This is a genomic window from Paenibacillus arenilitoris (genome assembly GCF_014705655.1).
Taxonomy (GTDB): domain Bacteria; phylum Bacillota; class Bacilli; order Paenibacillales; family Paenibacillaceae; genus Pristimantibacillus; species Pristimantibacillus arenilitoris.
In genome coordinates, this window is record NZ_JACXIY010000023.1 from 67,065 (window position 1) to 87,986 (window position 20,922).

At 55.2% G+C, this 20,922-nt stretch carries 24 protein-coding genes; all 24 read right to left on the minus strand.

What is annotated here, in order from left to right; translation table 11 throughout:
- Window position 1: 1 nt before the first annotated feature.
- Complete coding sequence (locus IDH41_RS19200) at window positions 2-496, minus strand: chemotaxis protein CheD (RefSeq protein ID WP_190863881.1); 495 nt, start codon at window positions 494-496, stop codon at window positions 2-4.
- Window positions 493-1,113, minus strand: coding sequence for a chemotaxis protein CheC (locus IDH41_RS19205; RefSeq protein ID WP_190863883.1), 621 nt, complete (start codon window positions 1,111-1,113; stop codon window positions 493-495). Before IDH41_RS19205 ends, IDH41_RS19200 begins: the two co-directional genes overlap by 4 nt.
- A gap of 1 nt (window position 1,114) precedes the next feature.
- Window positions 1,115-1,576: a chemotaxis protein CheW gene (locus IDH41_RS19210; protein ID WP_190863885.1), complete on the minus strand. Its 462-nt coding sequence runs from the start codon at window positions 1,574-1,576 to the stop codon at window positions 1,115-1,117.
- Window positions 1,577-1,589: 13 nt separating this feature from the next.
- Complete coding sequence (locus tag IDH41_RS19215) at window positions 1,590-3,686, minus strand: chemotaxis protein CheA (protein ID WP_190863886.1); 2,097 nt, start codon at window positions 3,684-3,686, stop codon at window positions 1,590-1,592.
- A gap of 46 nt (window positions 3,687-3,732) precedes the next feature.
- The gene (locus IDH41_RS19220) at window positions 3,733-5,067 is read right to left on the minus strand and encodes a protein-glutamate methylesterase/protein-glutamine glutaminase (RefSeq protein ID WP_190863888.1); all 1,335 of its coding nucleotides are present in this window, start codon (window positions 5,065-5,067) and stop codon (window positions 3,733-3,735) included.
- 26 nt (window positions 5,068-5,093) lie between these two features.
- Window positions 5,094-5,963 (minus strand): MinD/ParA family protein, encoded by an 870-nt coding sequence (locus IDH41_RS19225; protein ID WP_190863889.1) that lies wholly within the window; start codon window positions 5,961-5,963, stop codon window positions 5,094-5,096.
- The gene (flhF, locus tag IDH41_RS19230) at window positions 5,960-7,177 is read right to left on the minus strand and encodes a flagellar biosynthesis protein FlhF (RefSeq protein ID WP_190863891.1); all 1,218 of its coding nucleotides are present in this window, start codon (window positions 7,175-7,177) and stop codon (window positions 5,960-5,962) included. Before flhF ends, IDH41_RS19225 begins: the two co-directional genes overlap by 4 nt.
- A complete protein-coding gene (gene flhA, locus IDH41_RS19235) occupies window positions 7,174-9,204 on the minus strand; it encodes a flagellar biosynthesis protein FlhA (protein WP_190863893.1) in 2,031 nt (676 codons plus the stop codon). Before flhA ends, flhF begins: the two co-directional genes overlap by 4 nt.
- A gap of 17 nt (window positions 9,205-9,221) precedes the next feature.
- Complete coding sequence (gene flhB, locus IDH41_RS19240) at window positions 9,222-10,322, minus strand: flagellar biosynthesis protein FlhB (protein WP_190863895.1); 1,101 nt, start codon at window positions 10,320-10,322, stop codon at window positions 9,222-9,224.
- Window positions 10,323-10,337: 15 nt separating this feature from the next.
- Window positions 10,338-11,135, minus strand: a complete 798-nt coding sequence (gene fliR / locus IDH41_RS19245) for a flagellar biosynthetic protein FliR (RefSeq protein WP_190863896.1) — start codon at window positions 11,133-11,135, stop codon at window positions 10,338-10,340.
- A gap of 11 nt (window positions 11,136-11,146) precedes the next feature.
- Window positions 11,147-11,416, minus strand: coding sequence for a flagellar biosynthesis protein FliQ (gene fliQ, locus IDH41_RS19250; RefSeq protein WP_190863898.1), 270 nt, complete (start codon window positions 11,414-11,416; stop codon window positions 11,147-11,149).
- Window positions 11,417-11,438: 22 nt separating this feature from the next.
- On the minus strand, window positions 11,439-12,146 hold the full coding sequence (gene fliP, locus IDH41_RS19255) for a flagellar type III secretion system pore protein FliP (protein WP_223829874.1): 708 nt from the start codon (window positions 12,144-12,146) through the stop codon (window positions 11,439-11,441).
- 37 nt (window positions 12,147-12,183) lie between these two features.
- The gene (locus tag IDH41_RS19260; RefSeq protein ID WP_190863901.1) at window positions 12,184-12,828 is read right to left on the minus strand and encodes a flagellar biosynthetic protein FliO; all 645 of its coding nucleotides are present in this window, start codon (window positions 12,826-12,828) and stop codon (window positions 12,184-12,186) included.
- Window positions 12,829-12,840: 12 nt separating this feature from the next.
- Entirely contained in the window at window positions 12,841-13,203 is a 363-nt protein-coding gene (locus IDH41_RS19265; protein ID WP_190863902.1) for a response regulator, read from the minus strand.
- A 21-nt stretch (window positions 13,204-13,224) separates the two neighbouring features.
- Complete coding sequence (gene fliY, locus IDH41_RS19270) at window positions 13,225-14,484, minus strand: flagellar motor switch phosphatase FliY (protein WP_190863904.1); 1,260 nt, start codon at window positions 14,482-14,484, stop codon at window positions 13,225-13,227.
- Window positions 14,474-15,475 (minus strand): flagellar motor switch protein FliM, encoded by a 1,002-nt coding sequence (gene fliM, locus IDH41_RS19275; RefSeq protein ID WP_190863906.1) that lies wholly within the window; start codon window positions 15,473-15,475, stop codon window positions 14,474-14,476. The genes fliY and fliM overlap by 11 nt, the downstream gene beginning before the upstream one ends.
- A gap of 37 nt (window positions 15,476-15,512) precedes the next feature.
- The gene (locus tag IDH41_RS19280; RefSeq protein ID WP_190863908.1) at window positions 15,513-15,977 is read right to left on the minus strand and encodes a flagellar basal body-associated FliL family protein; all 465 of its coding nucleotides are present in this window, start codon (window positions 15,975-15,977) and stop codon (window positions 15,513-15,515) included.
- Window positions 15,974-16,201: a flagellar FlbD family protein gene (locus tag IDH41_RS19285; protein ID WP_190863910.1), complete on the minus strand. Its 228-nt coding sequence runs from the start codon at window positions 16,199-16,201 to the stop codon at window positions 15,974-15,976. The genes IDH41_RS19280 and IDH41_RS19285 overlap by 4 nt, the downstream gene beginning before the upstream one ends.
- A 55-nt stretch (window positions 16,202-16,256) precedes the next feature.
- Window positions 16,257-17,075, minus strand: coding sequence for a flagellar basal body rod protein FlgG (gene flgG / locus IDH41_RS19290; RefSeq protein ID WP_190863912.1), 819 nt, complete (start codon window positions 17,073-17,075; stop codon window positions 16,257-16,259).
- Window positions 17,076-17,197: 122 nt separating this feature from the next.
- Window positions 17,198-17,572 (minus strand): TIGR02530 family flagellar biosynthesis protein, encoded by a 375-nt coding sequence (locus IDH41_RS19295; RefSeq protein ID WP_190863914.1) that lies wholly within the window; start codon window positions 17,570-17,572, stop codon window positions 17,198-17,200.
- Complete coding sequence (locus IDH41_RS19300; RefSeq protein ID WP_190863916.1) at window positions 17,569-18,057, minus strand: flagellar hook capping FlgD N-terminal domain-containing protein; 489 nt, start codon at window positions 18,055-18,057, stop codon at window positions 17,569-17,571. Before IDH41_RS19300 ends, IDH41_RS19295 begins: the two co-directional genes overlap by 4 nt.
- Before the next feature lie 40 nt (window positions 18,058-18,097).
- Window positions 18,098-19,483: a flagellar hook-length control protein FliK gene (locus IDH41_RS19305; protein ID WP_190863918.1), complete on the minus strand. Its 1,386-nt coding sequence runs from the start codon at window positions 19,481-19,483 to the stop codon at window positions 18,098-18,100.
- A gap of 49 nt (window positions 19,484-19,532) precedes the next feature.
- Window positions 19,533-20,438 (minus strand): MotE family protein, encoded by a 906-nt coding sequence (locus IDH41_RS19310; protein ID WP_190863920.1) that lies wholly within the window; start codon window positions 20,436-20,438, stop codon window positions 19,533-19,535.
- Between the two features lie 35 nt (window positions 20,439-20,473).
- Window positions 20,474-20,920: a flagellar export protein FliJ gene (gene fliJ / locus IDH41_RS19315; protein WP_190863921.1), complete on the minus strand. Its 447-nt coding sequence runs from the start codon at window positions 20,918-20,920 to the stop codon at window positions 20,474-20,476.
- Window positions 20,921-20,922: the final 2 nt, after the last annotated feature.

A 20,922-nucleotide genomic window follows, 5' to 3' on the forward strand; every position in this document is an offset into this window, starting at 1 on the left:
ATCAAATCTCCTTTGTACCAAACTGCACGCTTCGGATCGCTAGCATCCCTTTGGCGCTGTCGAATTCGATCGTACGGCCGAAGCTTCCGCCCGTATCCTGGGCAACGATCGGTATTTTAAAACGGTTCAGCACGGCCGTGCACGATTCGACGTTCCGGGGACCGATTCGCAGGGAATCGGTTTGCCCCGACATCGCGAACATTTGCGCGCCGCCGGCCATTTTGGCTTTCAGCCTCACGACATGCGCGCCGGCCGCGATCATTCGGTCAAGCAATTCCGGAATAGCGGTATCCGCATATTTCGCGAAGTTGAACGTCGTTTCGCGGGCTATGTCCGACGAGGGCAGCATGACATGCGCCATGCCGGCTATTTTTTTGATTGGATCGTATAGGGTAAGCCCGACACAGGAGCCGAGCCCCGTCGTTTTGAGTACGGCTCCGTCCGTCGCGATATTTAAGTCCGCCATGCCAACCTTGACCAAATTTTGCTGTATCATTCGACGACGACTCCCAATGCCTTGAAAATTTTTTCGAACGATTCCGGATCGGGAATGAGGAAGAAATGTCCTTCGAGCGATTGACAGTCTTCCAAAAACGTCGTTTCGATCAACAAGGCCGAATCGCCCATTTCGCCGTATTGCATAAGTCCGTAGCTGAGGACGGCGCCGGCCATGTCGACGGCGATCGCCGGAGGGGAAGGCGCCATCGGCAATTGCGTAAAATCGGCGAGCGAGGATAAATACGACCCGGCCAATATGTTGCCGATCTCGCAAAGCGCGGACAGTTCCATGTCGGTATAGCCGTCCGTCTCCTCCACTTGCATCGACAGCAGCTGGCGCAGCAGGCGCCGGGCGGATTGCTCTTCGATGATGAAAAACATGTTTCCGGGAGCTTCGCCCTCGACCCGGAGGAAGACGGCGATCACGATCTGCTCCGAACCCCCGACGCGGTCCGCGACTTCCTCGAACGGAAGCAGGCTGACCTTCGGAACCGCCATGTCTACGGGCTTGTCCAGCAAGCGGGACAATGCGGTCGCGGCATTGCCCGCTCCGATGTTGCCGACTTCCTTCAGCACATCCAATTCAAAGGCTTCAAACCGGCTGAATAAACTCACGTTATACCTCAAGCTGCTCGAGCTGGATGATTTCGTTTTTGTTCAGCACCTCGGACAAGTTAAGCATAATGAGAAGCCGTCCTTCGCCGAGCCTTGCGATGCCGCGCAAATATTTGGCTTTGATGCCGCCGACGATTTCCGGCGGCATGTCGATCGCATCGGCATCGATATCGATGACGTCGTTCGCGGAATCCACGATGAAGCCGACCTCCATGTCTGCAACCGCGACAACGATGATTCTGGAATTTTCGGTCGGCACCGTCTCCGTCAGATTGAAGCGGCCGCGCAGATCGATGACCGGAACGACGACGCCGCGCAGGTTAATGACGCCTTTAATGAATGCGGCGGTCTTCGGAACGCGGGTGATCGGCGACAGTCTTTCGATCGTGCGAACCTTGTCCACTTCAATGCCGTACTCTTCGGTGCCCAGCGCGAACACGATAACCTTCAATTCTTCTCCCATCGTAAAAACCTCCCTATTTGATCAGCGCATTCGGATCGATGATCAAAGCAACGTAACCGTCGCCGAGAATCGTCGCGCCGGATATCGCTTCGATGTTCGTTAAATATTTGCCTAACGTTTTCAAGACGATCTCGCTTTGGCCGATGAACTCGTCAACCATGACGGCCGCCCACTTATCGCCCTTGCGGATGACGACGATTTCCGTTTCCTGTTCTTCGTTTTCGTCGTAATCCGGCGACTCGAGCACCTTGCTAAGCGAAACCAGCGGGATAATCGAATTGCGGAATTCGATCATCCGGTTGCCGTGAACGTTCACGATTTGCTCCTTGCGGATAATGCCCGTCTCGACGATGGAAGACAGCGGGATCGCGTACTTCTCCGATCCGAGCTTAATGAGCATCGCCGAAATAATGGACAGCGTCAGCGGAAGCTGAACGGAAAATTTGCTTCCCCTTCCGGCTGCCGAGTCGACGGTGACGTTGCCGCCGAGCGACGTAATCTTGGATTTGACGACGTCAAGGCCGACGCCCCGTCCGGAGATATCCGATATTTTATCGGCCGTGCTGAAGCCGGGGGCGAAGATCAGCATGTTGATTTCGTCCGGGGATAGCCGGCTGGCCGCCTCTTCGGAGACGACGCCGTTTTTGACGGCGATTTGGAGCACCTTCTCCTGATTGATGCCGCGGCCGTCTTCTTCGACCTCGATGAAGACGTGGTTGCCGCTGTGGAACGCCCTCAAATAGATGGTGCCGGTCTCAGGCTTGCCGGCCGCGATGCGCTCATCGATTGTTTCCAGGCCGTGATCGACCGAATTGCGAAGCAGATGCACGAGCGGATCGCCGATCTCGTCGATGACGGTGCGGTCAAGTTCCGTATCGGCGCCGGTTATGACGAGATCGATTTTTTTGTCCAGCGATTTGGCAAGGTCGCGGATCATCCGCGGGAAGCGGTTGAATACCGAGTCGACCGGGACCATCCGAAGCTTCAGCACGATGCTCTGCAGATCGGAACTGACGCGGGACAAATGCTCGACCGTTTCCGTCAGGTCCGATCGTTTGATTTCGCTCGCCAGCTGCTCCAGCCGAACGCGATCGATCAGCATTTCGCTGAACAGATTCATGAGCGTGTCCAGTCGCTCGATATCGACCCGAATCGTTCTTGAAGCTACGGCCGCGCCGCCTGCCGGGGCGCCCGAAGCGGGAGCTTTGGCCGGTGCCGCCGGCCGGACGGGTTGTTCTTCCTTTGGAGATTGCACCGCGGTCAACGCCTCTTCCATGGCAGCCGTTTCCGCCGCCGCCGCTGCGGGAGCCGCGTTGAGTTCCGCGAGCGATTCCTTGTCCAGCGCCATGACGACGGCGGATTCGATTTCGGAAATGTTCAAAATTTGAGCCTCGAGCTCCTCTTTGCTAATATTGGAAACGATGAAAACGGCAAACGAAAAGTCGAATTTTTCCTGCTCGATGTCTTGTACCGAAGGATTGGATTTAATGACCTCGCCGCTTCGCTCGAGCACTTCGAACACCATGTAGGCGCGCACCGCCTTCAATAAGCAGCTGTCGCGGATCGCGATTTGAACATGAAACACATGGTGACCGGATTCGATCGATTGCAGCAGGACGGAGGATTGATACTCGTCCAATAGCATCTCCTCCGCGACGAGCGGAACGGCGGACGTTGCGGCGGCGGCGGCTGGAGCCTGTGCCTGTCCGGCAGCCTTGGCGGGACTGTAATCGCTCTTCAGGATGACCTGCAGCGAGGCTACGATCGCCGTTACGTCGGCCTTGCCCGTGCCTCCGCCTACGATGTCCTGCACCATCGCCTCCAGCGCGTCCAACCCTTTAAACAGCGTATCGAAAATAAAACTGTCCATCTTCAGCTTTTCATTACGGACAAGGTCAAGCACGTTTTCCATCTCGTGCGTCAACGCCGCCAAGTCTTCGAAGCCCATGGTGGCGGACATGCCCTTCAGCGTATGCGCCGAACGGAATATGGATTGCACGATGCTCAGTTCCTCCGGCTCGCTTTCCAGCCGCAGCAGGTTCTCATTCAAGGATTGCAGGTGATCGTTCGACTCGTCGATGAACATCGACAGATAAGCATTCATATCCATATTTCCCAGCACCTCCTATTAGTGTGGTTAAACGGTTCTAGCCTGATTATTTCAACACGGCGTGCACCAGTTGTGCCGCAATGTGTTGCAACGGTAGAATTTTGTCGACACAGCCCGCTTCGACGGCGGAACGCGGCATGCCGTAGACGACGCAGGTCTCCTCGGCTTCGGCGATAGACGTTTCGATGCCGGCCTCCGACAGCTTCTTCATCCCTTTCGCCCCGTCGCTGCCCATCCCCGTCATGACGACCGCGTGGCGCTTCAATTCCTTGAAGCCGATCAGCGATTCGAACAGAACGTCGACGGACGGGCGATGACCGTTGCGCTGCGGCTGATCCGTCAACAGAATCGAGTAGCCGGAGGAATCCTTGGCCAGTTCCAAGTGATACCCCCCCGGCGCTATGTATACGACGCCAGCGGATACTCGCTCTCCTTGCTGCGCCTCGACGACTTGAAGCTCGCTGAAGCTGTCCAGCCGCTGCGCGAGCGACTTCGTAAACTTCGGCGGCATATGCTGGACGACGAGCACGGGAGCCGGAAAATCGCCGGGCAGCGACGTGATTACTTCGTGCAGCGCCCGAGGCCCGCCCGTAGAAGTGCCGATCGCGACGATATGGTTGAATGGGGCCGAGTTACCGCCTCTTCCTTTCGGCTTGATCGGCTCCGTCGGCACCGGAAGCTTTGCGGCGTATTCCGCCATTGCTTCCTTCGCTACCGACTTGACTCTTGCCTTGGATTGCGATTTGGCTTCGTCAGGCATACGCTTGACGCTTTGCGGCTTCGCCTGGCTCGCCGGCTCCGTGATCGGCTTGTCCTTCCGCGGCGACGGCGGTTCCTTCCCCGCCGGTTCCGCGGCAGCGGGCGGTTGAGCGGATTTAGCCCTCGCCCGATTCGGATCGTCCGTATTCGCGACGGCCGCTCGTTTGCCGTCGCCCGGGTTCGGACCGATCTCCCGTATCGTTAAAGCCGGTTGATGCCGCTTCGTCTTAACGGCAATCCGCAGCTTCTCGAGCAGCGCGTCGCAGGCGTGCTGGATATCGTTCGAGAGTATTCCGGACGGCTTGCGAATGAAGTCGAATGCGCCGTATTGCAACGCCTTGATCGTCTCTCTCGTGTTGTCGTCGCTGATGCCGGACAGCATGATGACCGGCGTCGGATCGGACTTCATGATTTGCTGCAAAGCCTCGATCCCGTTCATGACGGGCATCTCCAAGTCAAGCGTCACCGCGTCCGGCTTCCATTCGCGGACCGCTTCGACGGCTTCCTGCCCGTTGACGGCCGTGGCGACAATCGTAAATTGAGAATCCTGCTGGATCAGATCGCATATAAACTTCCGCATGAACGCGGAGTCATCGACGACCAGCACGCGATATGGAGCCATTCGTTTCCCTCCTTGGTCCCAAAGGATTATCTTGAAAGCCTGAACATTTTATGTATAAATCCTTTGACGCCGCCAAAGGCGGCCTGCGCCTGCGGAATGTCGAGAAACCGCTTCGCGACATATTCGATTGCGAGCGAAGCCTCGCTGACCGGATAGGCGATCGTGAACGGCGATTGCCGTTTTACCGCCTTGGAGACGGCCGGATCGTCGGGCAGTATGCCGAGCGTCGGCAGCTCCGATTGAAGGAAGCGCTGCGACACCAGGTTGATTTTGTCCGCGGTCTGCTTGCCTTCGCGGCTGTCGGCCGCACGGTTGACGATAAGCTTGAAGCTTACGTCGGCATTCATCGCTTTTACCATCTTAATTAGCGCGTACGCGTCCGTGATCGAGGTCGGTTCGGGTGTCGTCACGACGATCGTCTCCTGCGCGGCGGTAATGAATTTGACCGTTTCCTTCGATAGTCCCGCTCCCGTATCGAACAAAATGACGTCGTATTTGCCATGCAGCTTGCCGATCTCATCCGCGAATCCGTTCAGCTGCTCGGGCGACAAATCGAGCAAATCCTTGAAGCCGGAGCCGCCCGCGATAAAATGCAAGCCTTCCGGGCCTTCCTGCACGATGTCCCAAATCGTTTTCTCCTGCTTCAGCAGGTGGTACAAGCTGTATGTGGACGAGACGCCCATCAGCACATCGATATTCGCCATGCCGATATCGGCGTCGAATACGAGCACTTTCTTCCCGAGCCGTTGGAGCGAGATCGCGAAGTTTAAGCTGAAATTCGATTTCCCCACGCCGCCTTTGCCGCTTGTGACCGTGACGACGCGGGTCGTGCGGCCCTCCTCCCGAAGCTCCCGCTGTCTGACTAAATTGCGCAATGCTTCCGCTTGATCGTTCATCGGCCGCTGCTCCCTAACAAATGCTGAATGTACGAGTCGATCCGGAACCGCTCGATATCGTCCGGGACGGTTTGGCCGCTTGCCATATAGGTCGGAACGAAACCGAAGTTCGCGATCAGATTGAAAATCGCGCCGTATACGGACGTTTCGTCAAGCTTCGTGAACAGCACCTTCTTCACGCCGTACTTGCTGAATTGCTCGGCCACGGCAGCCATATCCTTCGTTTTTCCCGTTAAGCTGAGCACCAGAATCGTCTCACTCTCCTCGCTGGACTGAAGGAGGCTGTTCACTTCGGACACATGCAGCTCGCTGCGAAAGTTTCGGCCGGCGGTATCCATATAAATCAGCTCCCGTTCTTCCAGCTGCTTGAACGCCTTGGGCAAATCCATCGGCGAGAAGACGACCTCGAGCGGGACGTTCAAAATATTGGCGTACGTGCGAAGCTGATCCACGGCCGCGATGCGGTAAGTGTCGGATGTAATGAAGCCGACCTTCCTGCCGTGCTTGATGGTCTGCTCGGCGGCCAGCTTGGCGATCGTCGTCGTCTTGCCGACGCCGGTCGGTCCGACGAAATGAACGATGCGAGCCTCCGGGCTGATGCCGGATTCGCCGTACGGACTGAGCCACTCCGTCAGCAGGGAAGCCGAATGCTCCCACACCTGCTCTCTGGAATACGAAACCCCTTCTTCCGTCTGACGCTCGGCAATCGATTCAATCAACCGGTCGATCCATTGCGGATCGAGCTCCTGCTCGGTTAGATGCTCCTTCAATCCTCTCAGCTCGTCGGTCATGGCCGTTGCGTCGCTTGGCTGATTGGCCAGCTTGGCCATATACGCTTTCAGGTTGCGAATCTCTTCGATAATAAATTGCTCGCGGTCCGCTTTCGGGGTCTGCTCCGCGGCGGCATGCGCCTGCGGCGGATCCATGACGGCCGCAATGGACCGCTGCGCCTCGGAAGCATAAGCCGTCCTGCCGAATGCGGCATCCGCAGCCGGAGCGGGTACCTGCGCCGGGACCGGCTGCTGAGCAGGCGCTTTCGACGGATTCGATTCAACCGCGGCGATTACTTCCATTTTTTTCTTGCGAAACATCCCCATGAAGCCGCCGACTTTAATTTCCTTCGTATTCAAAATGACCGCATCCTTGCCCAGCTCGCTGCGAATCATCGACACTGCTTCGGGCAGCGCGTTAACGACATACCGTTTCACTCTCATAAATTCACCACCCCGACGCTTTGTACTTCAATGTTCGGCTCCAGCTCGCTGTAGGACAACACGGGCACGTCTTGCATCGTCCGCTCAACGATTTGCCTCAAGTACATGCGAATGGTCGGCGAGGCCAGAACGACGGGCTGTTGACCGGACTGAATTTGACGGTTTACCTGCTCGTTAAGCCTCTGATAAATCTGCTGCGTCGATACCGGATCGAGCGCGATGTAGCTGCCTTGGTCCGACTGCTGTACCGACTCGGCGATTTTTTTCTCGAGCTGGGGACCGACCGTAATGACGCGAAGCGTCTCCGCGCCGGATGAAAATTGCTGCGTAATTTGCCTGGACAGCGCCTGCCGGACATACTCGGTCAAAATATCCGGATCCTTCGTGTAATTGCCGTGATCGGCCAGCGATTCGAAGATCGTCACGAGATCGCGGATCGATACCTTCTCCCGAAGCAGCTTCGCCAGAACCTTCTGTACGTCCCCGACCGTAAGGATTGAAGGAATAAGTTCATCAATAAGGGCCGGATAAGATTCTTTGACATTCTCGACGAGCATCTTCGCTTCTTGGCGTCCGATCAACTCATGGGCGTGACGTTTAATGATTTCCGTCAAATGCGTCGCGACGACGGACGGCGGATCGACGACCGTATAGCCCGACAGCTCCGCGCGCTCCTTCATCTGCTCGTCGATCCATATAGCCGGCAGTCCGAATGCGGGCTCCGTCGTCTCGATGCCGACGACCGAATCGTCCTCGAACCCCGGGCTCATGGCCAAATAATGATTGAGCAGCAGGTCGCCTCGCGCCACCGTGTTGCCTTTGATCTTAATGACGTATTCATTCGGTTTAAGCTGAATGTTATCGCGGATCCGGATGACGGGAACGACGAGCCCAAGCTCGAGCGCGCACTGTCTGCGGATCATGATGATCCGGTCAAGCAAATCGCCGCCCTGCTGCGTGTCCGCCAGCGGAATAAGCCCGTAGCCGAACTCGAATTCGATCGGATCCACCTGAAGCAGGCTGATGACGCTCTCCGGACTGCGAACCTCTTCGATCTGCTGTTCTTCGACCAGCATTTCTTCCTGAGCCTGCTGCTTGCTGATCGCCTTCTGCATGAACCAACCGCCTAAGGCGAGCAGTATCGCGAACGGCCACGTCCGAACGATGCCGATCGGCGTGAGACCGAGCATGGCGATCGTGCCGGCCGCAATATAGAGAAGTTTCGGGTATTTGAATAACTGCGAAGTGACGTCGGTGGCCAAGTTGCCGTCGGAGGCCGCTCTCGTCACGATGAGGCCAGCCGCTGTCGAAATGAGCAAAGCCGGAATTTGGCTGACGAGACCGTCGCCGATCGTCAAAATCGAGAACGTCGACAGCGCTTCGGCAAAGCTAAGCTCGTGAATCGCCATGCCGATAATGAAGCCGCCGACAAGGTTAATGATAAGAATAATAATGGATGCGATCGCATCCCCTTTGACGAACTTGCTCGCGCCGTCCATCGCCCCGTAGAAATCGGCTTCGCGTTCGATTTTGGACCGCCGCTCCTTGGCCTGCTGTTCGTTGATCATGCCTGCGTTCAGGTCGGCGTCGATGCTCATTTGCTTACCCGGCATCGCATCGAGCGTAAATCTTGCCGCAACCTCGGCGACGCGTTCGGAGCCCTTCGTAATGACGATGAACTGAACGACGACGAGAATGAGAAAGACGATGAACCCGATCGCGATCTCTCCTCCGCCTACCCAGCTTCCGAACGTCGCGACGACCTCGCCCGCTTCGGCATGCGACAAAATATTTCTTGTCGTCGAGACGTTCAAGGCGAGACGAAATAGGGTCGTAATGAGCAATATCGCCGGAAATATGGAGAAATCAAGCGCTTCTTTCGTATTCATCGCAATCAGCAAAATCATGAGCGCTATTGAAATGTTAAGAATAATAAGTATGTCCAGCAGCAGAACGGGAATCGGGATGATCATCATGAGCACGATGCCGATTACGCCGATTAAGATGACTAGATCCTTTGCTTTCATGAAGCGGTCTCCCTCCCTTACGACGTTGATTTCGCTCGACCTTTCAGTTTATATACGTATGCCAGCACTTCCGCCACGGCTTGGAACAAGTCGGGAGGAATAACGTCCCCTATCTCGGCCCGTTCGTAAAGCGCTCTGGCCAGCGGCTTGTTTTCCATCGTAATGACGCCGTTTTCTTTCGCGATTTCCTTGATGCGCAAAGCGACATGATCCATCCCTTTGGCGATGATTTTCGGCGCCTCCATCCGTGACGCGTCGTACTTTAACGCGATGGCGAAGTGGGTCGGATTCGTAATGATGACATCCGCGTTCGGCACTTCCTGCATCATGCGCTGCAGCGCCATTCTGCGCTGCTTTTCCTTGATGCGACCCTTGATGATCGGATCGCCTTCCGTTTTTTTGTATTCGTCCTTAATATCCTGCTTCGACATCCTTAAGCTTTTGTTATGCTCATAACGTTGGTAGAGATAATCGGCGAAGGCCAGAACGGCCAATACCGCGCCGATCTCGACGCCCAGCCTTATCGTAAGGTCCGCGGTGAAGCTGAAAATTTGCTGGAGCGGCATGCTCGCCAGTACCAGTATTCGTTCCCATTCCTTCGAAATGGCCGCAAAGACCAGAATCCCGATAATGAGAAGCTTCAACACGCTTTTCAAAAACTCGACCAGCGACCTCATCGAAAAAATTTGTTTGAAGCCGTTGATCGGATTGATTTTCGTGAACGTCATCTTCAGCGGCTCGCCCGTTAACAAAAAGCCGAACTGCACGATGTTTCCGACGATCCCGATAATCATGGCGATCGCAAATATGGGAAGGAGCGTTAACAGCAATTCGAACACGATATTATTGAATAAAGTAATGACGCTCTCGGCATTCAGCTCCATGAGAAGCCAGCTCTCGAACAAATTGCCGAACAGCGACATGATATGCTGCTTGTAAAATCCACCCAGCATAATGAAGCCGAGAAAGGTGAACAGCAGCACGAACGAACCCGGCAAATCGGCCGATCTGGCGATCTGACCCTTCTTTCTCGCCTCGTTCATTTTTTTCGGCGTCGCCTTTTCCGTTTTCTCCTGGCTGAATAATTGGAGGTCTAGCTCCAGGCGGTAATTGCGCACGTTCGTATCCTCCCATTATCCTTCAGGCGGCGGCGGGCCTTGCACGATGCCAAACAACTGCTCCAGCGATTCGAACATGATCGAAAACAATTTTTCGAAAATGCCCGCAAGACCGGGCATAAGCAGAATCAATAAAATCATGCCGATGATCAGCTTTAGCGGAATGCCGATAACGAACACGTTGTATTGCGGCGCCGTCTTCGTCAGAAAGCCGAGTCCGACGTCGGCAAGGAACATCGCGACGATTAGCGGAGCCGCCACTTGAATCGCGAGCAGAAACGTATTTCCGACCGTTCTCGCCAAAAAATCCGTCACGCTGCCGCTCATCAGCCTGCCGAACAGCTCGTTTGACAGCGGCATCCATTCGTAGCTGTCCATCAAGCCGGTCAATAAAAAATGATGGCCGTTCATCATCAGGAATATCACGATGATCAGCATATACTTGAAATTGCCTAACAGCGGAGCGGCCGTGCCCGTATGCGGATCGACGATGTTGGCCATCGCGAAGCCGACCTGCAGATCCATGAAAGCCCCCGCCGTCTGCACGACGGTAAAAAACAAATAAACGACGTAGCCCATTAGTATGCCAAGCAACACTTCGCGCAGCACAAGCAGCACATATTCGGCGTCCGGCACGATCGTCTGTTTCATTCCGTACGTCAAGAAAACGATAAACGAAATGAAAAAGCCGAGTCCGATTTTGAACATATTCGGTACGCCTCGCGACGAAAAAACAGGCGCCACGACGAAAAACGCAGTAATTCGACAAAAGATAAGCAAAAAAATAGGAAACCCTTGTACGATCGCGTTCATCCCTTCACAACCTAACCGATGTATTGATGAAGATTATTCAGCAGATTGTAAGTGAAATCGATGACCGTATTTAGAATCCAGGGGCCAAACACGATAAGGGACACGAACACGGCAACGATTTTCGGAACAAACGCAAGCGTCTGCTCCTGGATTTGCGTGGTCGCCTGAAAGATGCTGACTAGCAATCCGACGATCAAAGCAAGAGCGAGCATCGGCGCACTGGCTTTCAACACGACGTATACGGCCTCTCCGGCCAATCCGATTATGAAATCAGTACTCATCGAACGTCCCTCCTTGCTTGTCTCAGGTGTTGAAGCTTAACAGTAACGACTTGACGATTAAATACCAGCCGTCGACGAGGACGAACAAGAGCAGCTTGAACGGCAGCGATATCATGACCGGCGGAAGCATCATCATCCCCATCGCCATCAACGTGCTGGCGACGATCATGTCGATGATCAAGAACGGGATGAAAATCATGAATCCCATTTGGAACGCGGTCTTAAGCTCGCTTATCGCATAGGCGGGCACGAGCACCGTAAGCGGAATATCCTCGTAGGAAGCCGGTTTCTCCGTCTTCGTATAGTTCATGAACAATAGAAGATCCTTCTCCCTCGTATGGGAGAACATAAACTTCTTCATCGGGACGGCCGCTTGCTCGAACGCTTCGGTCTGCGTCATTTCGCCTTTCAAATAAGGCTGCAGCGCCGTTTCGTTTACTTGCGAGAAGGTTGGCGCCATAATAAAGAAAGTCAAGAACATGGCAAGCCCGATCAATACTTGGTTAGGCGGCATCATCTGGGTGCCCAGCGACGTTCGAACAAAACCGAGCACGATGACGATTCGGGTAAAGCTGGTCATTAACACCATGATCGCCGGCGCGATGCTTAAAACCGTAATCAATAGAAGAATGGACAGCGCGCTGGTGCCTGGCGCCTCGCCGTTGCCTTCCCCAATGTTAATGGAAATGTCGGGCAAAGGTTCGGCGAATGCTTGATTATGAACGAACATGGCAAGCAGCTGCACGGCAACGATTGATATCCACCACTTACTTTTCATCATCCATCAACCGTTCGTTTGATTTTGGGTCGTGAAGCAGCGTTTCCAGCTGCTGCTTCCGTTCGGCTTGCTGGCTTAGCTTCTCCTGCAGTATCGTTTGGAAGGACGACGCCGAATTCCAACGTTCCCGCGTTGGCTCCGTCTTCTCTTGCCCGCTGCGTTTTTTTGCTTTATCAAGGAAACCTGCAAGCAAGTTATGCGGCCAGACCGACTCGGGCTTGCGTTCCAATTGGGCGATGACCGCGCGGACTTGCTCGGGATCGTCCAGCTTGTCAAGCAGCGTAATGCTCTCGCCGACTCCGACGATATAGACGCGGCCAGCGATCTCTACAGCCTGAATGGAACTATTTTGTCCGAGCGCGACGCCTCCGAGCGAGCGGAGCGAACGGTTCGTCCCCCAGGATCGGCCGCGCTGGGACAACCATTTGATCACGAGAACGATAAGCACGATCACGATCGCAAGCGAGACGATAACCCATACGAGGCTGCCCGCCACGTTGCTTGTCCCGGTAAACGCGAGCTGCCCGCCGCGTTCCGCGCTGCTGCCGTCCGTAGCGGCAGCAGCCGCAAAGCGCGACCAATTCGCCATCCCCAGAGCAGACGCCGTCGAAATGCTCGAAAGAATGTTAAGCATGGCTGGCTTCCGTTATCCGAGCGTTTTCTTGATCGCTTCGATGACGCGGTCGGCTTGGAATGGCTTGACGATGAAATCTTTGGCGCCCGCTTGAATGGCGTCGATAACCATCGCTTGCTGCCCCATCGCGGAACACATGATCACTTTCGCGTTGCCGTCCATTTTTTTGATTTCTTTGAGGGCGGAAATGCCGTCCATTTCGGGCATCGTAATGTCCATCGTGGTCAGGTCCGGTTTCAATTCCTTGTACTTCTCTACTGCCTGCGCGCCGTCTTGGGCTTCACCGACGACCTCGTAGCCGTTTTTAGTCAAAATGTCCCGAATCATCATGCGCATGAATGCTGCGTCGTCTACGATAAGAATGCGGTTTGCCATCATTTTTATCCTCCTAGGATGTTATTGTAATTTTTGAATGCGGTCCCATTGGCTTACGATATCCGTTACCCGTACGCCAAAGTTTTCATCGATGACGACAACCTCGCCTTTCGCGATCAGCTTGTTGTTCACCAAGATGTCGACTGGTTCGCCGGCCAGCTTGTCCAGCTCGATGATCGAACCTTGCGACAGTTCCAAAATATCCTTAATTTGCTTCTGGGTCCTTCCTAATTCTACCGTTACCTTCAGCGGAATGTCGAGCAACAAATTGAGGTTCGTATCCTCCGTTTGAACGTAGGAAGCATTGCCGAAATTCGCGAATTGAACGGGCTGAACGTTGACGTTTCGGTTCGCGGCGGGGCCGTATGTATGCGGTCCTGGCGGCTGCATCGGATAATCGTAACCCGGCACGGGCGCTTGGTACGGCATAGGCGGCACATGCTGCATCGGTGGCGCCATATTCGTCTGCGGCGGTACGGCATGAAGCTGGGCGGCTGCCGCAGTCTGCTGCATCGCGGCCGTTTGCTGCATTTCGGCCGAGAGCTGTGCGGCGGGTGGCTCCGGAGCCGCAGGCTTCGCGGGCTCATCCTCGACCACGCCCATAAGGATGTCAACCATTTGCTTTGCGAACGCGACCGGCAGCAGCTGCATGATCGTCGAATCGATCAGATCGCCGATCGTCAGCCGGAACGAGATTTTAATGAACGCGTCGACTTGCGGCAGATGATCCATGCCATCGCCTTTGTTGACGTCCAAAATATCGATGCCCGGCGGCGAAATGTTGACGAACCGGTTAAAAATCGTGGACATCGACGTAGCCGATGAGCCCATCATCTGATTCATCGCTTCCTGCACGGCGCTGATATGAATTTCGTTCAGCTCTTCGACGGTAACTTCGCCTTCGCCTCCGAGCATCAGATCGGCGATGATTTGGGCGTCCTTCGTCTTGATGACCAGAGAATTGATACCCTGGAAGCCGTCAACGTATTGCACGCTTACCGCGACATGCGGCTTAGGAAACACGTCGGCCAGTTCTTCCTTCTTGACCAGCGTGACTTGTGGCGTCGTGATGTCGACTTTTTTCCCGAGCAGCGTCGATAAAGCGGTCGCCGCGCTGCCGAACGTGATGTTGCCGATTTCTCCGAGCGCATCCTGCTCCAGGGACGATAAATAATCGGATAGCACATCCTTGCCGGAGGATGGCGCGGGTTCCGGCTCGTTGGACGACTGACGAAGCAGCGCGTCGATCTCCTCTTGCGACAAATAATCTTTACTCATCATGGTTTTCTTCAACCCCTTCGCTAATAACCTCGTCCACTTGAACGGCCAGCCGATCTTTGACGGAGCCCGGGCTGCCGATGAATTTGAGCTTGTCGCCGACCTTGATCCTCAGCCCTTCATCTACCGCCTTATTCAGCGAAATGACGTCGCCCACGTTCAATCCGAGAAACTCTTTGATCGTGATGGAGGATTCGCCAAGTTCCGCGACGATCGGAAGCTTCGCTTTGCTGAGCCGCTGCTCCAATATTTCTTTTTCCTCGGGGGCGCGCGCTTTCTTCTGCGACACGAACCAGTGATGGACGGACAACCTGGACATAATCGGCTCGATGACCACGTGAGGGATACATAAGTTGATCATGCCGGTCGTATCCCCGATTTTGGTGCTGAAGGAGATGAGCGCGATCGTCTCGTTCGGTGATACGATCTGCATGAACTGCGGGTTCGTCTCGAGCGCTTCCAGTCTCGGCGAAATGTCGATTACCGTACGCCAAGCCTCCTGCAGACTCTCGAACGTCCGACTGAAGATCCGCTCCATGACGATCGTTTCGATCTCGGTCAGATTGCTGATCTTCGCCGGCGCCGCCCCTTGGCCGCCCAGCATGCGATCCACCATGGCAAAAGCCACGTTCGGGTGAACTTCGAGCACCATCCGCCCTTCCAGCGGCTCCGCTTCGAATATGTTCAAAATCGTCATCTTCGGAATCGAACGAATGAATTCGTCATAAGGCAGCTGCTCGACCTGTACGACATTAATTTGAACGAATGTGCGGAGTTGCGCTGAGAAATAGGTTGTCAAATATCGCGCGAAGTTTTCGTGTATACGGGTCAAACTGCGAATATGATCTTTCGAAAAACGAACCGCGCGCTTGAAGTCGTAGACGCTGACCTTGCGCGTCGTCTCTTCCTTCTTCAGGTCCTCCGCATCCATCTCCCCCGACGACAAGGCGGCCAGAAGGGCGTCGATCTCGTTCTGCGATAAAACATCAACCAATTTTCTCACCTCCTTCGAGGAATGTCGGCATCATTCGTTAAAGCTCCTGAATCATGAAATTCGTGATCTCTACTTTAACCAGCTTCCCTTTCGGGATGATGGGGTTAATCAAATTTAGAAGTTTCGATTCCAGGGCGTCCTCGCCCTGCGAGCCGTTAAATTGATCGGCCGTCATGTCCGCAACGGTGCGGTTAATAATCGGTCTAACTTCAATTTCCAGCAGCTTATCGAAGTCCTCTTTCGTTTTCTTGCTGTCCAGCTGGAAGGCGAAGCTAAGCACGACGACGTATTCGGCGTCTTTTAAATTTCGTCTGAAGTCTTTCAGTTCCGAGGTGACCTCGACCCGCTCGTCCGCGGACAGCACCTCGACCTCGATCGTTTCCGTCTCCGGCGACTCTTCCTTCGGATCCGCGAAAAACGATTTAAACAATATAATCGATACGATCGCAATGAGCGTAATGGACAGCAAAATCGTAATTAGCCATGGTAGCATCTTTTTCATGACGAGGGACCCTCCGTATGCTCACTCTTTTGGGCCGCCGCTATAAGGCCGATTGAACGAAGATACTGCACGTTTAACGATACCAGTTCCGCCGACTTTTCCTTCACGACGAGCTTCTTGCCCGTCGTAAGCGTAATAACCGTATCGGCGGACTCTTCGATTAATTCGATGAGAAGAGCGTTGATTATGACTTTAGTGCCGTTGAGACGCGTTACGGTAATCATGAGTGACCCCCCACACCTAGGGAGGCCTTACGCCTCCCGCCGAGTTATGACTTGCTTATCGTTTCAAGTTGACGACTTCCTGCAAAATTTCGTCGGATGTCGTAATGATGCGCGAATTTGCCTGGAAGCCGCGCTGCGCGACGATCATCTCCGTAAATTCGGCCGTCAAGTCGACGTTTGACATTTCAAGCTGGCCGGCGATAATCGCGCCCGTGCCGAATTCCGGATCGCCCGCGAAGCTCAGGAAGCCCTCGATGTCGGCTTCGGGGTTGGCGTTGGCCGTTACGCGGTACATGTTGCCGCCCAGCTTCTCAAGACCGCTCGGGTTAACGACTTTCGCGACGCCGATCTGCTCGATCGGCTCCGTGCCGTCTGCCGTTACGCCCATGATCGTGCCGTCCTGGCCGATCGAGAACGCCGTTACGGCCTCGTCAAGCGTGATGATGTCGCCGGCGGACGATAGTACGAAATAACCGTCGGATGTAACGAGCTGCCTGTTCGAGTCGAGCGTAAAGTTGCCTGCGCGCGTCAGCAGCATCTCCGAGTCTTCATTGGCGCGAACGACAAAAAATCCGTCTCCATCTATCCGCAGGTCCGTCGGCTGATTCGTGGTCATGGCGCTGCCCGCGGTATGTACCGTGTCGATCGAGCTGATCGACACGCCAAGGCCGATCTGCTTCGCGTTCACGCCGCCGCGTTCGCCTTCTTCCGGTGCCGTAACGCCCGCAACCGTCTGGCTGAGAATGTCTTTAAACATGACGCGGCCGGCTTTGAAGCCTACCGTATTGACGTTCGCGATATTGTTGCCGATTACGTCCAGCTTCGTTTGAAACCCGCGCATGCCGCTGACGCCCGAATACATCGATCTAAGCATTGAATTTTTCCTCCTATTATAATGAATGAATGGATGACGGAACTGTATCGACTCGCGATTTCCCGCGCTATCCGAGCTGCTTCAATCGGTCCGCAGCCCGAGGCTCCCGGATAGGTCCAGCCTTACGATAAAATAATAGCGCTGTCGATCTGGGTGAATACGTTGCTTCTCATTTGGCCGCCGTCCATCGCCGTCACGACCGTCCGGCTTGGCACGTTCACGATCATCGCGATATCGCGGAACACGATCAACGAATCCTGAGCGCCCTTCGATTCCGCTTCGTCCACGGCGTTCATGATTTTCGTAAGCGATTCCGGCTGCAAATGAATGCCGCGCTGCTGCATGCGGACTTCCGCGTGATGGCTGAATTTCAGCACCTTGGCGTCGAGCATGTCCCGGAATTCCGTCGATTGCGACGATCGCCCGCCCGGCTTGCCCGGCTGCAAAGGCGTCGATTTCAACGGAAAGAGATGTCCGATCTTCATGCGATCGTTCATGACTCGCGATCCCCTTCCCCGGAATCAAAAGAGCCTGCGTCGTCGTCCTCCCCGGATGTCTTCGATATGGAAGTTACGTAATCAAGCGCGATTTCTTCTCCGTCGACCGAAGCGTACAGCACGCCTTCCTTGGATAGGATGGAATCGACCACGCCGCTTAAAGTCTGAATTTCTCCCGCATCGTCATATTCGTTCCATTCGATCGTTTTGCCGATCAGGCTGGAAGCCGAACCGATATTTTGCCGAAGCAGCGATAGCTCCGTCGCCATATTCATCAGCTGCTCGACGGACGTGAATTGCGCCATCTGGGCAATGAACTCCTTGTCCTGCAGCGGCTGCATCGGATCCTGGTTTCGAAGCTGCGTAACGAGAATGCTTAGAAATTGATCCTTCCCGAGCGTATCGTTTTTTTTGGCGGCTGCCGCCCGCACGTTTTCCGTGCTGTAATTGGGCCAGACGACTTTGGTCGAAACGCTGTCTGCCATTTCTGATCACCTCCGATCAATCAAGCCTTGCGCCTACCCATTAGGCTCTCACGTTAATCCCCCTGCCGAATCCAAGTCCCTGGACCGCGGCTTGTTCAACCAATTCGGTTTCAAAACGAACTTCATCGGCTCCCTCGCCTCCGCTGAATAGCTGTCTGGAGGATTCATGCTGCCTGCCGCCGCCTTGTCCTTGGTGCTGCTGGGACCAAAGCGTATCCGTCTGCCCCTGCGAAACCTCGAGCTTGTCGACCGTTATTCCTTGCGCCTGGAGCGCTGCGCGGAGCTGGGCCATCTGGTTGTCCAGCATATCTTTGGCCATCGCCGTGTCCGTTTGGAATACGGCCGTCAGCAAGCCGTTTTGCATCGAGATGCGAACGTCCACCTGGCCCAAATGCTCGGGGAACAATTGCAGCTTCGCTTCGGAGATGCCGTTTACTGTCGTTACGTCGAACCTTTGAACGATCATGCCCGTCATGGTCTCGGCGAACTGATCCGCTGCGACAAATGACGCAGCCGCGCCAGCCGTTGCATGGACGGTCAGCGGAGCAAATCCGCGCGTCAGTTCCGCATTGGCCGTTCCGTGCGGCATTTGCGGAATCGCTTCAATTACGGTTCCCGCTTGCTCCGTTATTGCCAAGGATTCAAGCTGCTGAGCCGAGACCGCGGTGAACGCGGGATGAACGGCTTGTTGCGAAAGCCGCTGCAGCATAGTTGCCGCCTCCGGTTGAGGGACGCTCTGAACGGCGAATAATTGCGTCGCGACCGATGCTTCAGGCTTTAACCGGAAATTATTAGCCGATGCCGGCTCCTGTTCCAGAAGCTGCGCCAACGCTTGAAGCTGGTGGCCGATAAAAACCGTCGGATCCTGCTGCTGCACCCGCTTGACGTTTCCTTGCTGGAGCACGGCTTGCAGTTGAAGCAGCGCGTCTTGAAGACTGCTTTTGAGGCTTGCCGTCAATTGAACGCCAAGCTCGGACGCTTGCCCCCCATCCTCTCCGCTTGCCGCGGCAGCGACCGGTTGAATGATCGCGGACGGAACGCCAAGCAGCGCAAGCAGCGCGTTCATTTGATCGAGAGCGGCTTCCAACTGATGCAGGTCGTGTTGTTCCGTCTCTGCGGATTGACCGCCATCCTCCGTCGGAGCTTCCAATTGCTCGATAAGGCCGTCAATGATCGCGAGCAGGTCGGACAGCGATGTCCCGGTCTGACCGGCACTGGCAGTCGCGGCTTCGGGAACGGCTGGGCCGGCTAGGTATGGAACCGGCGAGGTGCTCTCTCCGCCCGCCGATATCCCGCCGTTTATTTGCCGGATCAGCGCTTTTTGGAAATCGGCGCCGCCCGCGCCATTGGCGCTCGCTCCGCTCGCCGGCGTTGACGGTTGCGTCTGCGACGGCGTCGTAACCGATTGTGAAACGATCATTTCCATCTTTTTCACCCCCTTTCCGAAACCGGAATTCCATTCGGCAAGGCTAAGCTCAAGTGCCGGTCATTAATTTGGAAACAAGCTGGGCGGCAATCGCGTCGTTTATGCCCGACATTTCGGCCAGAATGCCCGAACGGGTCTGGTCGTCCACCGCATTCAGGATGCGAAGCACTTTGCTCGGGCTAACCTCCGCCATCTTGATCAACAGCTCGGCGGCGCTTTTGGCATCCATCGCGGTAAAGGTGGCGCCAAGCTGCTCTTGATCGAGCACCGTGGATGGCGTCTTGGTTTCGGCCGGCGTCTGCTTGTTCAGTCTGGCCTGCAGCGCCGCGATCTGCAAATCCTTGGCCGTCACGTTGTCCTTAAGCATCATCGCCGCATCCGCCGCGGTCTGCGGATTCATTTTTTCCATGATGCGCACGCGGTCGTCCGCGCGCATATTGGCGAAGACGAGCACCATTTCCTCGAGCGTCATGCTTTGCAGAATCGGGGCGGCTTTGCTCGGCGTAATTTTGGAGAACATGCCGGACAGCTCCTGGATCTTCGCTTGATACTGCTCGTCCTCGAGCAGCTGTTCCTCGCTCGACGCTTTGAGCTGCGTATTATCGGCCTTCAACCCGTTGACCTCTTGCTCGAGCGTCGACTTCGCTTGATTCGCCGCCGCCAGCTCGCTCTCGATCGCGGTAAGCTGGGCTTGCAGATCGGCGATCTTCGCCGACAAGTTGGCCGACTTTATTTCTTCGTCGTCCAGAATGGCTCCTGCAACCTTTGGCTCGGGAAGCACGTCTTTGAGGAGAGGTACATTGTTGCCGACTTCAAGCATCTTGTTGCGGAAATCCATGTTGAATAACGTATAAAGCACGCCGAGCAGCACAATCGCGAATAAGACCGGCGTCATCAAGAACATAAGCCGCTCCATAGCGCTGTAGCCCTGCTTTTCCGTTTCGGGTCCAGCCATTTCGTTCACTCCCTCTAGCCGGCGTCACATGCGTGTTATGGGGTTGAAAGCGTGAAGCGGACGCTTGCCAGCTCGTCAAGCTCGTTCTGTTCCTTGATTTGCATGGCGTATTGGAAGCGTGCGAGCGCATGATCCTTTGCTTTCAGCCATACTTTCTCGTCCTTCATTTTGTCGGACAGCCTCGTTCTGCTCTGTTCGACCGCCTTTTGCGCATGCAGCACGTCTTTTGTTTTGTTTGCGATGCCGTTTTTCAAGTATTCGACATATTGCTGAATAACCTGGAGCTCGGACAACGGGATCGCGGCTTGCGAAGCTTCGTGAAGCTTGCGTTCCCAGTCCGTCTTCTCCGTCTGCAGCTGTTCAAGCGATCGCTCCTCGGCCGCAAGCGCGCCGATGGCCGAAGACAAGAGCCATTCCGCCTGCGTTTTCTCGCTTGCTTTTAAATCGACGACCCGTTGAAAGGAATATCGAAACGATGCCATTT

Excerpts from the sequence above, each read along its gene's own strand:
- fliJ (WP_190863921.1), bottom strand. The coding sequence starts at position 20,920 with ATGGCATCGTTTCGATATTCCTTTCAACGGGTCGTCGATTTAAAAGCA.
- fliQ (WP_190863898.1), bottom strand. The coding sequence starts at position 11,416 with ATGAGTACTGATTTCATAATCGGATTGGCCGGAGAGGCCGTATACGTC.
- flhF (WP_190863891.1), bottom strand. The coding sequence starts at position 7,177 with ATGAGAGTGAAACGGTATGTCGTTAACGCGCTGCCCGAAGCAGTGTCG.
- fliY (WP_190863904.1), bottom strand. The coding sequence starts at position 14,484 with ATGATGAGTAAAGATTATTTGTCGCAAGAGGAGATCGACGCGCTGCTT.
- flgG (WP_190863912.1), bottom strand. The coding sequence starts at position 17,075 with ATGCTTAGATCGATGTATTCGGGCGTCAGCGGCATGCGCGGGTTTCAA.
- IDH41_RS19295 (WP_190863914.1), bottom strand. The coding sequence starts at position 17,572 with ATGAACGATCGCATGAAGATCGGACATCTCTTTCCGTTGAAATCGACG.
- IDH41_RS19285 (WP_190863910.1), bottom strand. The coding sequence starts at position 16,201 with ATGATTACCGTAACGCGTCTCAACGGCACTAAAGTCATAATCAACGCT.
- IDH41_RS19305 (WP_190863918.1), bottom strand. The coding sequence starts at position 19,483 with ATGGAAATGATCGTTTCACAATCGGTTACGACGCCGTCGCAGACGCAA.
- IDH41_RS19210 (WP_190863885.1), bottom strand. The coding sequence starts at position 1,576 with ATGGGAGAAGAATTGAAGGTTATCGTGTTCGCGCTGGGCACCGAAGAG.
- fliP (WP_223829874.1), bottom strand. The coding sequence starts at position 12,146 with ATGTTCGTTCATAATCAAGCATTCGCCGAACCTTTGCCCGACATTTCC.
- flhA (WP_190863893.1), bottom strand. The coding sequence starts at position 9,204 with ATGAAAGCAAAGGATCTAGTCATCTTAATCGGCGTAATCGGCATCGTG.
- IDH41_RS19220 (WP_190863888.1), bottom strand. The coding sequence starts at position 5,067 with ATGGCTCCATATCGCGTGCTGGTCGTCGATGACTCCGCGTTCATGCGG.
- IDH41_RS19300 (WP_190863916.1), bottom strand. The coding sequence starts at position 18,057 with ATGGCAGACAGCGTTTCGACCAAAGTCGTCTGGCCCAATTACAGCACG.
- IDH41_RS19260 (WP_190863901.1), bottom strand. The coding sequence starts at position 12,828 with ATGCTTAACATTCTTTCGAGCATTTCGACGGCGTCTGCTCTGGGGATG.
- IDH41_RS19225 (WP_190863889.1), bottom strand. The coding sequence starts at position 5,963 with ATGAACGATCAAGCGGAAGCATTGCGCAATTTAGTCAGACAGCGGGAG.
- fliR (WP_190863896.1), bottom strand. The coding sequence starts at position 11,135 with ATGAACGCGATCGTACAAGGGTTTCCTATTTTTTTGCTTATCTTTTGT.
- IDH41_RS19265 (WP_190863902.1), bottom strand. The coding sequence starts at position 13,203 with ATGGCAAACCGCATTCTTATCGTAGACGACGCAGCATTCATGCGCATG.
- IDH41_RS19200 (WP_190863881.1), bottom strand. The coding sequence starts at position 496 with ATGATACAGCAAAATTTGGTCAAGGTTGGCATGGCGGACTTAAATATC.
- IDH41_RS19215 (WP_190863886.1), bottom strand. The coding sequence starts at position 3,686 with ATGGATATGAATGCTTATCTGTCGATGTTCATCGACGAGTCGAACGAT.
- IDH41_RS19310 (WP_190863920.1), bottom strand. The coding sequence starts at position 20,438 with ATGGCTGGACCCGAAACGGAAAAGCAGGGCTACAGCGCTATGGAGCGG.
- IDH41_RS19280 (WP_190863908.1), bottom strand. The coding sequence starts at position 15,977 with ATGAAAAAGATGCTACCATGGCTAATTACGATTTTGCTGTCCATTACG.